Annotated in this window: 11 protein-coding genes; 8 read left to right on the plus strand and 3 right to left on the minus strand. The window is 61.2% G+C overall.

Annotated elements, in window-relative coordinates; genetic code table 11:
* Positions 1–67: 67 nt before the first annotated feature.
* Positions 68–1,171, minus strand: coding sequence for a choline metabolism transcriptional regulator GbdR (gene gbdR, locus BKX96_RS15890; protein WP_007975492.1), 1,104 nt, complete (start codon positions 1,169–1,171; stop codon positions 68–70).
* A 513-nt stretch (positions 1,172–1,684) separates the two neighbouring features.
* Positions 1,685–3,061: an L-serine ammonia-lyase gene (locus BKX96_RS15895; protein WP_046818264.1), complete on the minus strand. Its 1,377-nt coding sequence runs from the start codon at positions 3,059–3,061 to the stop codon at positions 1,685–1,687.
* Between the two features lie 437 nt (positions 3,062–3,498).
* Here BKX96_RS15895 and BKX96_RS15900 point away from each other — a divergent pair, with 437 nt between their 5' ends.
* From BKX96_RS15900 to choV, 3 genes are all read left to right on the plus strand, one after another.
* Positions 3,499–4,449 carry a choline ABC transporter substrate-binding protein gene (locus BKX96_RS15900; RefSeq protein WP_077184642.1) on the plus strand — a complete coding sequence of 317 codons (951 nt, stop codon included), beginning with the start codon at positions 3,499–3,501 and terminating at the stop codon, positions 4,447–4,449.
* 76 nt (positions 4,450–4,525) lie between these two features.
* The gene (choW, locus tag BKX96_RS15905) at positions 4,526–5,371 is read left to right on the plus strand and encodes a choline ABC transporter permease subunit (RefSeq protein ID WP_034147473.1); all 846 of its coding nucleotides are present in this window, start codon (positions 4,526–4,528) and stop codon (positions 5,369–5,371) included.
* Positions 5,368–6,546, plus strand: a complete 1,179-nt coding sequence (choV, locus tag BKX96_RS15910) for a choline ABC transporter ATP-binding protein (protein ID WP_046818267.1) — start codon at positions 5,368–5,370, stop codon at positions 6,544–6,546. Before choW ends, choV begins: the two co-directional genes overlap by 4 nt.
* A 208-nt stretch (positions 6,547–6,754) precedes the next feature.
* Here the strand turns inward: choV and BKX96_RS15915 are convergent, their stop codons facing one another.
* Positions 6,755–8,695 (minus strand): BCCT family transporter, encoded by a 1,941-nt coding sequence (locus BKX96_RS15915; protein WP_256721550.1) that lies wholly within the window; start codon positions 8,693–8,695, stop codon positions 6,755–6,757.
* 380 nt (positions 8,696–9,075) lie between these two features.
* On the opposite strand from BKX96_RS15915, the gene betI reads away from it, so the two are divergent.
* From betI to BKX96_RS15940, 5 genes are all read left to right on the plus strand, one after another.
* Positions 9,076–9,669: a transcriptional regulator BetI gene (gene betI / locus BKX96_RS15920; RefSeq protein WP_077184647.1), complete on the plus strand. Its 594-nt coding sequence runs from the start codon at positions 9,076–9,078 to the stop codon at positions 9,667–9,669.
* A 62-nt stretch (positions 9,670–9,731) separates the two neighbouring features.
* A complete protein-coding gene (betB, locus tag BKX96_RS15925) occupies positions 9,732–11,204 on the plus strand; it encodes a betaine-aldehyde dehydrogenase (RefSeq protein ID WP_046818270.1) in 1,473 nt (490 codons plus the stop codon).
* Positions 11,205–11,358: 154 nt separating this feature from the next.
* On the plus strand, positions 11,359–13,059 hold the full coding sequence (betA, locus tag BKX96_RS15930; RefSeq protein ID WP_046818271.1) for a choline dehydrogenase: 1,701 nt from the start codon (positions 11,359–11,361) through the stop codon (positions 13,057–13,059).
* A gap of 252 nt (positions 13,060–13,311) precedes the next feature.
* Positions 13,312–14,754: a TldD/PmbA family protein gene (locus BKX96_RS15935; RefSeq protein WP_077184649.1), complete on the plus strand. Its 1,443-nt coding sequence runs from the start codon at positions 13,312–13,314 to the stop codon at positions 14,752–14,754.
* A complete protein-coding gene (locus BKX96_RS15940) occupies positions 14,754–16,091 on the plus strand; it encodes a TldD/PmbA family protein (RefSeq protein ID WP_077184651.1) in 1,338 nt (445 codons plus the stop codon). The genes BKX96_RS15935 and BKX96_RS15940 overlap by 1 nt, the downstream gene beginning before the upstream one ends.
* The last annotated feature ends 52 nt before the right edge of the window (positions 16,092–16,143 follow it).

Raw genomic sequence — 16,143 nt, forward strand, 5'->3', positions numbered from 1 at the left:
ATGGGATCTGCGTCGTTCGCAGATCCCATGTGGGAGCGGGCTTGCTCGCGAATGAAGGCGACTCGGTCTAGAGCCTTACGCTGGCAAACGTCGACTCATTGCGCGCCTGACTCAACGCCGACAACGGCCCGGACAACGGCGACAGCACCAGGGCCTGTGGCAGCGGCATCATTGCCACCTGCTGCGTGGTGTTGGAACCGACGCGTTCGTCACGCGGCGGAATGCCGAAGTATTCGCGGTAGCACTTGGAAAAGTGCGGCGTGGACACGAAGCCACAGACCGACGCCACTTCGATGATCGACATTGGTGTCTGCTTGAGCAGTTGCCGCGCGCGAATCAAGCGCAGTTTCAGGTAGTAACGCGATGGCGAGCAGTGCAGGTACTTCTGGAACAGCCGCTCCAGCTGACGACGGGACACGGCAACGTAAACCGCCAGCTCATCGAGGTCGATCGGTTCTTCGAGGTTGGCTTCCATCAGCGCGACGATTTCCTGCAACTTCGGCTGATTGGTGCCGAGCATGTGCTTGAGCGGTACGCGCTGGTGATCCTGTTCGTTGCGGATGCGCTCGTAGACGAACATTTCCGAGATCGCGGCCGACAGCTCGCGCCCGTGATCGCGGCTGATCAGGTGCAGCATCATGTCCAGCGGCGCGGTGCCGCCAGAACTGGTGAAGCGGTTACGGTCGAGGGTGAACAGGCGGGTACTCATGGCCACCCGTGGAAACGCCTCCTGCATCGCCGCCAGGCACTCCCAGTGCACACTGCAATCGAAACCGTCCAGCAGGCCGGCACACGCCAGGGCCCAGCTGCCGGTGCAGACCGCACCCAGGCGACGGGACTGTCGCGCCTGGCTCTGCAGCCATGACACGTGTTCGCGGGTAACAGTGCGTTGAATACCGATACCACCGCAGACAATCACGGTGTCCATGGGAGGCGCTTTGTGCATGGAGGCATCAGGCGTGATTTGCAGACCGTCACTGGCCCAGACTTGACCGCCATCGACGGTGAGGGTGGTCCAGCGATACAGCTCACGGCCTGACAACTGGTTGGCCATGCGCAGCGGTTCGACTGCGGACGCCAGGGAAATCAGCGTGAAATTGTCCAGCAGCAGAAAGCCGATGGATTGAGGCGCACGGTTCTGGGGTTGGGCCCCGGAGTTGAACGTCGTCATCGCGGTATCTCCTCACACAAAGCGGGTGATGGCCTCAGGCGGAGGCTCTTGTTATTGCCATCGTTCTCGCGTGGGAGACGGGCTTTGTAATGACAGAGCAATTGCCATGCCTAAATTTGAATGCGCGTTCAATAACTCCTAAAAACGACGTCGGAATGTGTCTATATATGACGCGCAGGGAGTAGGGGTTATAAGTGCCATCAATGGCGTCTGGCGCTCTGCCCCGTTGCGTGTGAGCAAATCGGTAGCACTTGTGGGAACAGGGCTGTGGCGAGTCCGGGAAGAGTGTCACCGCAGGCACAGCTGACGGGTGGTCAGAGACCGGGCGGTCCTGATTTTGAAGTCAGGTACTTATCTGTAAGCGACGCGCCAAAAGGTGGCGCGTTTTAAATCGGGTGTTCAATTACCGCGCAGTTTTGACTGGTCTGACGCCTTCGCGAGCAAGCCCGCTCCCACAGGGGAATGCATTTCAATGTGGGAGCGGGCTTGCTCGCGAATGGAGGCGACTCGATATCAGCACTCCACCGCGCTCACAGCCAACCCACCCCGCGACGTCTCCTTATATTTGTCATGCATATCGGCACCGGTATCGCGCATGGTGCGAATCACCCGGTCGAGCGAGATAAAGTGCTGACCATCGCCGCGCAAAGCCATCTGCGCCGCATTGATCGCTTTCACCGCGGCGATCGCGTTGCGCTCGATGCACGGCACCTGCACCAGGCCGCCCACCGGATCGCACGTCAGCCCCAGGTTGTGCTCCAGGCCGATTTCCGCCGCGTTACACAGTTGCTCCGGTGTGGCGCCAAGGATTTGCGCCAACCCCGCCGCCGCCATGGCGCAGGCCGAGCCGACTTCGCCCTGGCATCCGACTTCGGCACCGGAGATCGAGGCGTTCTTCTTGCACAGAATCCCGACCGAAGCCGCGCCGAGCAGATAGTCGACGACATTGGCGTCGGTCACGTCCTCGCTGAACTTCATGAAGTAGTGCAACACCGCCGGAATAATCCCCGCCGCGCCATTGGTCGGCGCCGTGACCATGCGCCCGCCGGCAGCGTTCTCCTCGTTGACCGCGAGGGCGAACAGGTTGACCCACTCCATGGCGCTCAGCGTCGAGCCGATCACGTTGGGTTTGTTCAGCTCCTGCAAGCTGCGATGCAATTTGGCCGCGCGCCGGCGCACGTTCAGGCCGCCAGGCAGAATGCCCTCGTGCTTGAGGCCGTGCTCGACGCAATCCTGCATGGCGCGCCACAGGTGCATCAGACCACTGCGGATCTCCTCTTCGCTGCGCCAGACCTTCTCGTTGGCCATCATCAGTTCGGCCACCCGCAGGTTGTGTTTTTTACACAAGTCCAGCAGCTGCGCCGCGCTGGAGAAATCGTAAGGCAGCTCGGTGCGATCCATATCGACCACTCCGCTGCTGGCTTGCGCCTCATCGACGACAAAACCGCCGCCGACCGAATAGTAGGTATCGCGATGCAACTCGCCGTCATCGCCTTCGACAATCAAGGTCATGGCATTGGGGTGAAACGGCAGGTTTTCGTCGATCAGGCGCATGTCCCTGGACCAGATGAACGGGACCGGCAAACGGCCGTCGAGCAACAAGGTGTCCGTTTCGCGCAGGGTGTCGATGCGGATGCCGATTTGCGACGGATCGATCGCATCTGGCCACTCGCCCATCAGCCCCATGATCACGGCATTGTCGCTGCCGTGGCCGATGCCGGTGGCCGACAGTGAACCAAAGAGCTGCACCTGCACACGCCGAACCTGCTCAAGCAGGCCCCGCTCACGCAAACCCTGCACGAACAGCGCCGCCGCCCGCATAGGCCCCACGGTGTGAGAACTGGAAGGACCGATGCCGATTTTGAACAGGTCGAAAACACTGATAGCCATTGCTGCCGGACTCCTGGATGTGCCAACTCCAGGCGCAAAAGCGCCCGGTGACGGAGCTGCTACGCTCAAGCTGCAATCCGTCGGGATGGCCGCATCATCAGGCTTTTGTCCTGTCGCTCGACGTCTCACACCGACGCACTCATGTCCACGAACGCCGCGTGTCTTTTACGTCGTGTTTGCGCCGTTTTTTTGCGGCTCAGACGGACAAAGGAGGCTGAAAAAAGCTGTAAACGACGTCACCGACACTGGATGCGACCATCCCTGTACTGGTTACGACGCACCCTGTAGGCGTCAGATTTTCACTGGTACATGATCGTATCGACTCGATTGCAAGGCGCCGTGGTAGAGCTGTCTCCAAAACGCCATCCAACCGCAACCTATAAGTGCGGTGGTTCCAATCGGAAACACTGCCAAAAAAAACACCAAGGAGTCCATCCATGAAAGGTTCCCCGTCGTTGTTGTTGGCCGCCCTGCTTAGTCTGCCGGTTCTGGCGCAAGCTGCCGAACCGGCCCAGTGCAACACCGTAAACTTCTCCGATGTCGGCTGGACCGACATTACCGCGACAACCGCGACCACCAGCGTCGTGCTCAACGCCCTTGGCTACAAGACCAAGACCACCATGATTTCCGTGCCCGTGACCTACAAGTCCCTGGCCGACGGCAAGAACATGGACGTTTTCCTGGGCAACTGGATGCCTACCATGGAAAACGACATCAAGGCCTACCGCGATGCCGGCACCGTGGAAACCGTGCGCACCAACCTCCAGGGCGCCAAGTACACCCTCGCCGTGCCCCAGGCGCTGTACGACAAAGGGCTGCATGATTTCGCCGACATCGCCAAGTTCAAGAAGGAACTGGACGGCAAGATCTACGGCATCGAGCCGGGCAACGACGGCAACCGCCTGATCCAGAGTATGATCGACAAGAACGCCTTCGGCCTCAAGGACGCCGGCTTCAAGGTCGTCGAGTCCAGCGAGGCCGGCATGCTGTCGCAGGTCGACCGCGCGCAGAAACGCGATACCGCCGTGGTGTTCCTGGGTTGGGCCCCGCACCCGATGAACAAGCGTTTCAAGATTCAATACCTGACCGGCGGCGACGATTTCTTCGGCCCCGACTTTGGCGCCGCCACCGTGGCGACCAACACCCGCAAGGGCTACGCCACGGAATGCAGCAACGTCGGTCAGTTGCTGAAGAACCTGGAGTTCACCGTCGACATGGAAAGTGAACTGATGGGCAACATCCTGGACGACAAAATGAAGCCTGACGCGGCCGCCAAGGCCTGGCTGAAAAAGAATCCCCAGGTGCTCGATACCTGGCTCGCTGGCGTGACCACCATTGACGGTAAACCTGGCCTGGAAGCCGTGAAAGCCAAGCTCGCACAGCCTTGAGCTTAGGGAGCATCGCTTACGCCGGGCGGCAAGCCGCCCGGGCTGTTTATTTCCTTGCATGCGGACGTTCACTACCATGCTGATTGATCAGAAAATACCTCTAGGCCAGTACATCGCAGGCTTCGTTGAATGGTTGACGCAACACGGCGCCAACACCTTCGACGCAATCGCCGTGTCACTGGAAACGATGATCCACGGCGTGACGTTTGCGCTGACCTGGTTCAACCCGCTGGTCTTGATCGGCCTAATCGCAATACTTGCCCACTTCATCCAGCGCAAATGGGGCCTGACCGCCTTCGTCGTTGCCTCCTTCCTGCTGATCCTCAACCTGGGGTACTGGCAGGAAACCATGGAAACCCTCGCCCAGGTGTTATTCGCCACCCTGGTCTGCGTGGTCATCGGCGTACCCTTGGGTATCGTCGCCGCGCACAAACCGATGTTCTATACCATGATGCGTCCGGTGCTCGATCTGATGCAGACCGTGCCGACCTTCGTCTACCTCATTCCTACCCTGACTCTCTTCGGTCTGGGTGTGGTCCCGGGCCTGATCTCGACGGTGGTGTTCGCGATTGCCGCGCCCATCCGCCTGACTTACCTGGGTATCCGCGATGTCCCGCAAGAACTGATGGACGCCGGCAAGGCCTTCGGCTGCTCGCGTCGTCAACTGCTCTCGCGCATCGAACTGCCCCACGCCATGCCAAGCATCGCGGCCGGCATCACCCAGTGCATCATGCTGTCGTTGTCGATGGTGGTGATCGCGGCACTGGTGGGCGCTGACGGCTTGGGCAAACCCGTGGTCAACGCACTGAATACCGCTGATATCGCCCTGGGCTTCGAAGCAGGCCTGGCGATCGTACTGCTGGCGATCATGCTCGACCGTATCTGCAAACAACCCGACGCCAAAGTAGGGGGTGACGCATGAGCATAATTCGCTTCGAAGACGTGGACGTGATCTTCACCAAGGATCCGCGCGAAGCCCTGAAGCTTCTCGATCAAGGCTTGACCCGCAGCGAGATCCTGAAAAAAACCGGTCAGATCGTGGGCGTGGAAAAAGCCAGCCTCGACATCGAAAAAGGTGAAATTTGCGTGCTGATGGGCCTGTCCGGCTCCGGCAAATCCAGCCTGCTGCGCTGCATCAACGGCCTCAACACCGTCAGCCGCGGCAAGCTGTTCGTCGAACACGAAGGCAAGCAGATCAACATTGCTTCCTGTACCCCGGCCGAACTGAAAATGATGCGCACCAAGCGCATCGCGATGGTGTTCCAGAAGTTCGCCCTGATGCCTTGGCTGACGGTGCGCGAGAACATCAGCTTCGGCCTGGAAATGCAGGGCCGTCCGGAGAAGGAACGCCGTAAGCTGGTCGATGAAAAACTCGAGCTGGTGGGCCTGACCCAATGGCGCAACAAGAAGCCTGACGAACTGTCCGGTGGCATGCAGCAACGTGTGGGCCTGGCCCGTGCGCTGGCGATGGATGCCGACATCCTGCTGATGGACGAGCCGTTCTCGGCGCTCGACCCACTGATCCGCCAGGGCCTGCAGGACGAACTGCTGGAGCTGCAGCGCAAGCTGAGCAAGACCATCGTGTTCGTGAGCCACGACCTCGATGAAGCCCTGAAGCTGGGCAGCCGTATCGCGATCATGAAAGATGGCCGGATCATCCAGTACAGCAAGCCGGAAGAAATCGTCCTCAACCCGGCAGACGACTACGTGCGCACTTTCGTTGCCCACACCAACCCACTGAACGTGCTGTGCGGTCGCAGCCTGATGCGCACCCTGGACAACTGCAAGCGCATCAACGGTTCGGTGTGCCTGGACCCGGGTGGCGATTCGTGGCTGGACCTGGCCGAAGGCAACACCATCAAGGGCGCACGCCAGAACGGCTCGAGCCTGGATCTGCAGAACTGGATTCCAGGGCAGGCAGTCGAAGGCCTGGGTCGCCGGCCGACACTGGTGGATTCCAATATCGGCATGCGCGATGCGCTGCAGATTCGTTATCAGACCGGCAACAAACTGGTGCTGCACGACAACAACAAGGTTGTCGGGATTCTCGGCGACAGCGAGCTGTACCACGCGCTGCTCGGCAAGAACCTGGGGTAAGGCAACAGACACAAAAACGCCGCGAGAGATCGCGGCGTTTTTGTTTGTGGGGTATAGGGACATTCAGCTTTGCGGCTGATTGCCCCTTCGCGAGCAAGCCCGCTCCCACATTTGATCTGCGGTGTTCACAAATCCAATGTGGGAGCGGGCTTGCTCGCGAAGAATGCGATGCGGTGCCTCAGACAGAAACACCGCATCACTTCACAACTCAGCTATAGACGCGGCCAAGGAGCTGCCGATGGCTTTCAAACTGATCGAGCACGTCACGGGTGATCTGATCCTGAGTGAAGCCCATCAGGTCGTAGTCCTGGCTGCCGTTGTGCAGGTACACCTCGGCGCGATAGTAACGCTGACGCGCCTCATCGGATTGAGCCGACTCGGTTGGCGTGGCCAGATAGCCGTCCAGGCTGACTTCGTAGACAAACGGGTTGCCCTCCTCCATCTCGACCCGAACGCCCATGCAACGCTTGGACTTGCCCAGCAGCGTCTGCACTTCCAGGCCTTGGGCGCGCATTTGCGTCGTCGCATCCTGCAAGGCCGGGCTCACATGCTTGTCCATGAAGCGCTGCACCACCGACTGGCTCGGTTGCAGGTCCAGCTGGGTCAAACGCTCGCTGAAACCACGACGGCCACGGGCCGCCAGTTCCGCTTGCTCCTGTTCGATCTGCACGTCCTGGCGCATGGCCTTGTGCAAACCGAACATAAAGCACACCAACACCACCGAAAACGGCAGGCCGGCCAGCACCACCATGGTTTGCATGGCTTCGAAGTTACCGGCGAACAGCAGGCCGATGGTCACCAGGGTGATCACGACCGACCAGAAGATCCGCAGCCAGTGCGGCGCATCTTCGTCGACATTGCCGCCCTTGCACGAGAGGTTGGCCATCATCACCGCGCCGGAATCCGCTGGCGTCAGGAACAAGACGAACCCCACGAAAATCGACACGCCGATCACCACTTTCGATGCGGGGTAATGCTCAAGCAATTGGTAGATCGCCATGGACGGCTGTTCCAGCGCCGTCTTTCCGAGCTCCACCGCCCCGTGGTTCATCACCAGGTCCAGGGCCGAGTTACCGAAGATCGACAGCCACGCCAGGGTGAAACCCAGCGGAATCAGCAACACGCCAGCGACCAGCTCACGCACCGTGCGACCACGGGAAATACGCGCGATGAACATGCCGACGAATGGCGCCCAGGAAATCCACCAGGCCCAGTAGAACAGGGTCCACAGGCCCAACCAGCGGTCAGACTTCTCACTGTCGCCTTCGTACACATAAAGGTCGAAGGTCTTCATCACCACGCCGTTGAGGTAGTCACCGACGTTTTGCACGAAGCCGTTGAGCAGGTGCAGGGTCGGGCCGAACAGCAGGACGAAAATCAGCAGGCCGCTGAACAGCACGATGTTGAGGTTGGACAGGCGACGAATGCCGTTTTCCACCCCGGACACGGCAGCGATGGTCGCCACGGTGCTCATCACGATGATCACGATCAGCAGGTTGGTGTTGCTGTGCTCCATGCCGAACATGTTTTCCAGGCCCGACGACACTTGCAGCGAACCGATCCCCAGGTTGGTCACCAGGCCCAGCAGCGTCACGAACATGCCGAAGCCGTCCACCGCATGACCGGCCGCGCCCTTGACCCAACGCTCGCCCACCAGCGGGTACAACGCCGAACGCAGCGCCAGCGGCTGGTTATGCCGGTAGGCGAAGTACGCCACCGCCAGGCCGACCAAGGCGTAGATCGCCCAGCCATGCAGGCCCCAGTGCAGGAACGTCAGCTGCACCGCCTGACGGGCGGCCAGGTTGCTGCCGGCCACGCCTTCCGGCGGGTTGAAGTAGTGGTCCAGCGGCTCGGACGCGCCGAAATACAGCAGCGAGATGCCGATGCCCGAGGAGAACAGCATCCCCGCCCAGGCGCCGTAGCTGAAGTCCGGGGTGTCGTCCTTGCTGCCCAGCTTGAGCTTGCCGTAGGACGAGAACGCCAGGCCGACCACGAAGATCAGGTAGGCGGCAATCACCACCATGTAGTACCAGCCGAAGCTGCGGGACAACCAGGCTTGCGCCATACCGAGCAGTCTGCCCGCCTCTTGCGGGGCGATGATCAGAATGGCGGTCAACAATAGAATCAACGCGGTAGAGGTGTAGAACACCCAACCGTTGACCGTCACCTTCTCGGGCGGGGTCTTTATTAGCGAGGCAGAACTCATGGCACAGATGCTCCGGGCAGTGCGAGAGAAGAACGCAAGACAAACGGGGTACCCGACCAATCGGTTAGTGGGCAGCCGACCAGCGGGTGATATAAAGACAACCCCAAAGGGCCCGAAGCCCCTTGAGCGCTGTGGCGCGTAGGTTTCGAGCATTTTCGGAAGTCGTTTTTTTCGCCGCTACGCGTAGGAAAATTCTGTAGGCAGCGACGATTTGTCGCAGATCTTATTCTTTGTTGATTGAACGTTCAATCAAAACAAAATAGACTGGCCCTCAATCCGATAGACGCCTTGCGTCTGATGGAAGGCCTAAGGAGATGTGCAAGATGCCCAAGGTCGGTATGCAACCCATCCGTCGCCAGCAGTTGATCGAAGCCACATTGCTGGCGGTCGACCAGGTCGGAATGGGGGACGCCAGCATTGCGCTGATCGCCCGTTTGGCCGGTGTCTCGAATGGCATCATCAGTCATTACTTTCAGGACAAGAACGGCCTGATCGCTGCCACGGCGCAGTACCTGATGAGTGTCCTCAGCGAGAACGTCACCGCGCGCCGTCAGGCGCTGACAGATGCAAGCCCGCGGGCGCATCTGCAGGTGATCATCGAAGGCAACTTCGACGCCAGCCAGGTCAATGGCCCGGCAATGAAAACCTGGCTGGCCTTCTGGGCCACCAGCATGCACCACCCGTCTTTGCACAGGTTGCAGCGGATCAACGATCACCGTCTGTATTCCAACCTGTGCTGCCAGTTCCGCCGCGTACTGCCGCTCGATGATGCGCGCAGTGCAGCCCGTGGCCTGGCAGCCCTCATCGACGGTTTGTGGTTGCGCGGCGCACTGTCGGGAGATGCTTTCGACACTGAGCAGGCGCACCAGATCGCTTACGAATACATGGATTTCCAACTGGCCAAGCGGGTGAGTTAGAGCACACATAGAACGCTCGACACCCGCACCGTGCCAACAACCAATGCACTTGCGAGGACTTTATGGCCCGTTTCGAACTGCAAAAACTCTACATCGACGGCGGCTACACGGATGCTGGCAGCGATGCCACGTTTGAAGCCATCAACCCGGCTAACGGTGAAGTCCTCGCAAAAGTGCAACGCGCGACAAAGGAAGACGTCGAGCGCGCTGTGGTCAGCGCCGAAAAGGGCCAGAAAATCTGGGCCGCAATGACCGCCATGGAGCGTTCGCGCATCCTGCGTCGCGCCGTGGACATCCTGCGCGAGCGCAACGATGAACTGGCTGCCCTGGAAACCCTGGACACCGGTAAGTCGTACTCCGAAACCCGCTACGTCGACATCGTCACCGGCGCTGACGTGCTGGAGTACTACGCTGGCCTGGTTCCGGCCATCGAAGGTGAGCAGATTCCGCTGCGCACCACCTCTTTCGTCTACACCCGTCGCGAGCCGCTGGGCGTCGTAGCCGGTATCGGCGCGTGGAACTACCCGATCCAGATCGCCCTGTGGAAATCCGCACCTGCCCTGGCGGCCGGTAACGCGATGATCTTCAAGCCAAGCGAAGTCACCTCGCTGACCACGCTGAAACTGGCCGAGATCTACACCGAAGCCGGCCTGCCAGCCGGCGTGTTCAACGTCCTGACCGGCAGCGGCCGTGAAGTCGGCACCTGGTTGACCGAGCACCCGCGCATCGAAAAAGTCTCGTTCACCGGCGGTACCGACACCGGCAAGAAAGTCATGGCCAGCGCTTCGAGCTCTTCGCTCAAGGACGTGACCATGGAACTGGGCGGTAAATCGCCGCTGATCATCTGCGACGACGCCGACCTCGACCGCGCCGCCGACACCGCGATGATGGCCAACTTCTACAGCTCCGGCCAGGTCTGCACCAACGGCACTCGCGTGTTCGTGCCGGCGCACCTGAAAGCCGCTTTCGAAGCCAAGATCGTTGAGCGCGTTGCACGCATCCGCGTCGGTAACCCGCAAGACGAAAACACCAACTTCGGTCCGCTGGTCAGCTTTGCCCACATGGAAAGCGTGCTGGGCTACATCGCCAAGGGCAAGGAAGAAGGTGCCCGCCTGCTGTGCGGCGGCGAGCGTCTGACCGAGGGCGAATTCGCCAAGGGCGCGTTCGTGGCGCCGACCGTGTTCACCGACTGCACTGACGACATGACCATCGTGCGTGAAGAAATCTTTGGCCCAGTCATGGCGATCCTGTCGTACGAAACCGAAGAAGAAGTGATCCGCCGCGCCAACGACACCGACTTCGGCCTGGCCGCCGGTATCGTCACCAAGGACCTGAACCGCGCCCACCGCGTGATTCATCAGCTGGAAGCCGGTATCTGCTGGATCAACGCCTGGGGCGAGTCCGACGCGAAGATGCCGGTTGGCGGCTACAAGCAGTCGGGTGTTGGCCGTGAGAACGGCATCAGCTCGCTGAACAACTTCACCCGCATCAAATCGGTACAGGTCGAGTTGGGCGATTACGTCTCGGTGTTCTAAGACCCGAGACCTGTATTGCTCGCGAGGGCCTCTTCGCGAGCAAGCCCGCTCCCACAGGAGACCTCATTCCATTGTGGGAGCGAGCCTGCTCGCGAATCGAGTGCGCAGCACTCGCCGAAGCCCGACCTGACCACTATCAAAGAGGGTGCATTCAATGTCCCAAGAATTCGACTACATCATCATCGGTGCCGGCTCGGCCGGTAACACCCTGGCGACCCGCCTGACCGAAGACGCCGGCGTCACCGTCCTGCTGCTCGAAGCGGGCGGCCCGGACTACCGTTTCGACTTCCGCACGCAAATGCCGGCCGCCCTGGCGTTCCCGCTGCAAGGCCGTCGCTACAACTGGGCCTACGAAACCGATCCAGAGCCGCACATGGACGGTCGCCGCATGGAATGCGGACGCGGCAAGGGCCTGGGCGGTTCCTCGCTGATCAACGGCATGTGCTACATCCGCGGCAACGCCATGGACTACGACGGCTGGGCAAAATTGCCAGGCCTGGAAGACTGGTCGTACCTGGACTGCCTGCCGTATTTCCGTAAAGCGGAAACCCGCGACATCGGCCCGAATGACTACCACGGTGGCGACGGCCCGGTCAGCGTGACCACGCCGAAAGCCGGCAACAACCCGCTGTTCCACGCCATGGTTGAAGCCGGCGTGCAAGCCGGTTACCCGCGCACCGAAGACTTGAACGGCTACCAGCAGGAAGGCTTCGGCCCGATGGACCGCACCGTGACGCCGAAAGGTCGTCGTGCCTCCACCGCCCGCGGTTACCTGGACGTGGCCAAGAAGCGCTCGACCCTGACCATCGTCACCCACGCCCTGACCGACAAGATTCTGTTCGAAGGCAAGCGTGCGGTCGGCGTGCGTTACCTGGTCGGTGACGCCGAAGAGCGCGTCGAAGCCAAGGCGCGCAAGGAAGTGCTGCTGTGCTCCGGCGCCATCGCTTCGCCGCAGATCCTGCAACGCTCCGGCGTCGGCCCGGCTGAACTGCTGAACAAGCTCGACATTCCGGTGGTCCACGACCTGCCAGGCGTCGGTGAAAACCTGCAGGACCACCTTGAACTGTACCTGCAATACGCCTGCACCCAACCGGTCTCGCTGTACCCGTCGCTGCTCTGGTACAACCAGCCGGCCATCGGTGCCGAGTGGCTGTTCAACGGCACCGGCATCGGCGCCAGCAACCAGTTCGAAGCGGGCGGTTTTATCCGTACCCGTCCGGAATTCGAATGGCCGAACATCCAGTACCACTTCCTGCCGGTGGCGATTAACTACAACGGCAGCAACGGTGTGAAAGAACACGGCTTCCAGGCGCACATGGGCTCCATGCGTTCGCCAAGCCGCGGGCGTATCCAGGCCAAGTCCAAGGACCCACGCCAGCACCCGAGCATCCTGTTCAACTACATGGCCACCGAGCAGGACTGGCAGGAGTTCCGCGACGGCATCCGCCTGACCCGTGAAATCATGCAGCAACCGGCGCTGGATGCCTTCCGCGGCCGCGAAATCAGCCCGGGCATCGAAGTGCAAACCGATGAGCAGCTGGACAAGTTCATCCGCGAGCACGCCGAAACCGCGTTCCACCCGTCCTGCTCGTGCAAGATGGGCACCGACGAAATGGCCGTGGTCGATGGCGAAGGCCGCGTGCATGGCATGCAAGGCCTGCGCGTGGTCGATGCCTCGATCATGCCGATCATCACCACCGGCAACCTGAATGCGCCGACGATCATGATGGCCGAGAAAATCGCCGACAAGATCCGCGGCCGCCAGCCATTGCCGCGCAGCAAGGCCAACTACTACGTAGCGGGCGACGCGCCGGTGAAGGGCAAGCCTATGCGTGAAGTGGGCCAGACGGCGTAAGGCTTTAGACCGCGTCACGGCCATTCGCGAGCAGGCTCGCTCCCACATTGTTCTGCGTTGATCGCTCAATCGTGATTCAACACAAAAACACTGTGGGAGCGAGCCTGCTCGCGAAGAGGCCCGACCAAACAACACACCTCTACCGATCCAAACTTGATCCTCCCCCCATGCAGGCCTACTCTAGTGCCGCGCAATCGTTTCATCCCCTCGCCGCACCGCTGCACCGCCACTCCATACCAAGGAGGTTCCCGAATGTTCGATTTCCACCCCCAGCTCAGGCAGCGCTTCGCTGCCTTGCGCACGGGCGCCGAATTCTTTTCCCTGCGTTTTGTGCGCGAGTCCGGCCAGTACCTGTCGGTGCGCAAGAACGTCGCCGAACCGCCGAGCCTGAGCCGCGACGAAGGGGCGATGCTGACCGTGCGGGTCAATGGCGTGGAAGCCTATGCCGCCACCAATGACCTGTCGCAACAGGGCCTGCAAGCGGCCCTCGAGCGCGCCGAACAGCAGGCGCGCCGACTCAAGCCTCACGCCCTGCTGGACCTGCGCGAACAAGCAGTATCCAGCGAGCGTGCCGATTATTTTTCACCGAACCTCGACCAGCCCTTCCCGTCCCTGAGCGACTGCTACCAGCTGCTCAGCGCCGAATCCGCCGCCGTGCCCAAGGACGAACGCCTGGTGAGCTGGCAGGTCAGCATCGGCATCACTAACGTCGAACAGATTTACCTCAACAGCGCCGGCGCCGAACTGCGCCAGGCACAGCGCTTCGTCTACCCGGGCCTCGACGTCACCGCCTACGATGGCAACGACAGCCAGACCCGCACGCTCGGCCGGGAAAACTTCGGCCAGCAGGGTGGCTTCGATGTCATCAGCCGCTGCGGACTGATCGGCGCTGGGGCAAAAATTGCCGATCAGGCCCTGCAATTACTGCTGGCACCGAACACGCCGCAGGGGCCGCGCGACCTGCTGCTGATGCCCGACCAGATGATGCTGCAGATCCACGAATCCATCGGCCACCCGCTTGAACTGGACCGTATCCTCGGCGATGAGCGCAATTACGCCGGTACCAGTTTTGTCAAAGCCAGTGATTTCGGTCACCTGCAATACGGTTCCGGCCTGCTCAACGTGACTTTCGACCCGGACATTCCCGAGCAGCTTGCCAGCTACGGCCACGACGACGACGGCACGGCGGCCAACAAACAGTTCCTGATTCGCCAAGGCCTCTTGCTGCGTCCCTTGGGCGGTGCCCTCTCGCAGTTCCGCGCCGGCCTGGACGGGGTCGCCAACAGCCGTGCCTGCGGCTGGAACCGCCCGCCGATCGACCGCATGGCCAACCTCAACATCGAGCCTGGCGACCAGCCGCTCGAGCAACTGATCGGCAACATCGAACACGGCATCCTGATGAGCACCAACCGCTCCTGGTCCATCGACGATGCGCGCAACAAGTTCCAGTTCGGTTGCGAATGGGGCCAGTTGATCGAAAACGGCGAACTCAAGGGCGTGGTGAAAAACCCGAACTACCGGGCGATTTCCGCACAGTTCTGGAAAAGCCTCAGCGCAGTCGGCGACGCCAGCACCTTCAAGGTCCTGGGCACACCGAACTGTGGCAAGGGCGAGCCGAATCAAGTGATCCGCGTCGGCCACGCTTCGCCAGCCTGCGTGTTCAGCAACGTTGATGTATTTGGGGGAGACAGCTGATGACTACGTCGAAAGCCCAGGCCGAGTCGTTCAAGGCACTGGTCGCCGGATTAAGCGAAGCGCTGCACGAACCGGAGCAATTCACCCTCAGCTATGCCGCCGAATCGTCGGCCTTCGTGCGTTTCAACCACGCCAAGGTGCGTCAGGCCGGGCAGGTGCAACAGGCGAGCGTCGGCTTGAAACTGATCAACGATGGTCGCCACGCCGACCTGCAGATCACCCTGGCGGGCGATCCTGCGGTCGACCATCAGCGCCTGGCCGAAGGCCTGCAACAGCTGCGCGAAACCTTGCCGTTGCTGCCCCAGGACCCCTACCTGCTGCTAAACCACAACGGTTGGCAAAGCAAAAACGTGCAGGATCATCCGCTGCCGGACACCGAGCAAGTGGTCGCCGAAATCTCCCAGGCCGCCGAAGGCCTGGACTTGGTCGGGTTCTACGCCGCCGGGCCGATCAGCCGTGGTTTCGCCAGTTCCGCCGGCGCGTTCGGCTGGCACCAGGCCAACAGCTTCAACTTCGACTTCAGCCTGTTCCATGAAAACGGCCAGGCGGTGAAGGCCAGCTACGCCGGGCACGACTGGAACAGCGCAGGCTTTGCCAAACGCTTCCAGCAGGCTCGGGAGCAGCTTGAGTACCTGGGACGGCCACTGCGCACCCTGGCCCCAGGCCAATACCGCGCTTACCTGGCGCCCGCCGCGCTGGAAGAAATCATGGGCATGCTGTGCTGGGGCGGTTTTTCGGCACAGTCGATCGCCAGCAAAAGCAGCCCACTGCAGAAGCTCTACGGCGGCGACCAGGCGTTTAGCCCGCTGGTTTCGCTGGACGAAAAAGTCAGCGGTTCGCTGAGCCCGGCGTTCTCCGACGAAGGTTATCCGCGAAGCGACCTGGGCTTGATCGTCGAAGGCAGGGCCGGTGCGCAACTGGTCGGATCACGCAGCGCCGCCGAGTACGGACTGACCGCCAACGGCGCCAGCGGCGGGGAATCGCCAACGGCCCTGAATATGCAGGCCGGGAACTTGCCTGAGGCACAGATCCTCAAGCAACTCGGTACCGGCCTGTACATCAGCAACCTGTGGTACCTGAACTTCTCGGATCAACCGGCGGCGCGCCTGACCGGCATGACGCGGTTTGCCACGTTCTGGGTCGAAAACGGCGAGATCCAGGCGCCGGTCAGCACCATGCGTTTCGACGACAGCGCCTACAGCCTGCTGGGTTCGCAGCTGGAAGCACTGACCGCGGAGCGCGAATTGCTGTTGTCGGCGAGTACCTATAGCCAGCGGGCGACGGCATCGGCGTTGTTGCCGGGGGCGATCGTCCGGCGGCTGACGTTGACCCTGTAAACACAATCCCCCTGTGGGAGCGGGCTTGCTCGCGAAAGCGGTGGGTCATTCA

The sequence above is a fragment of the Pseudomonas putida genome, from assembly GCF_001976065.1.
GTDB lineage: Bacteria > Pseudomonadota > Gammaproteobacteria > Pseudomonadales > Pseudomonadaceae > Aquipseudomonas > Aquipseudomonas serbica.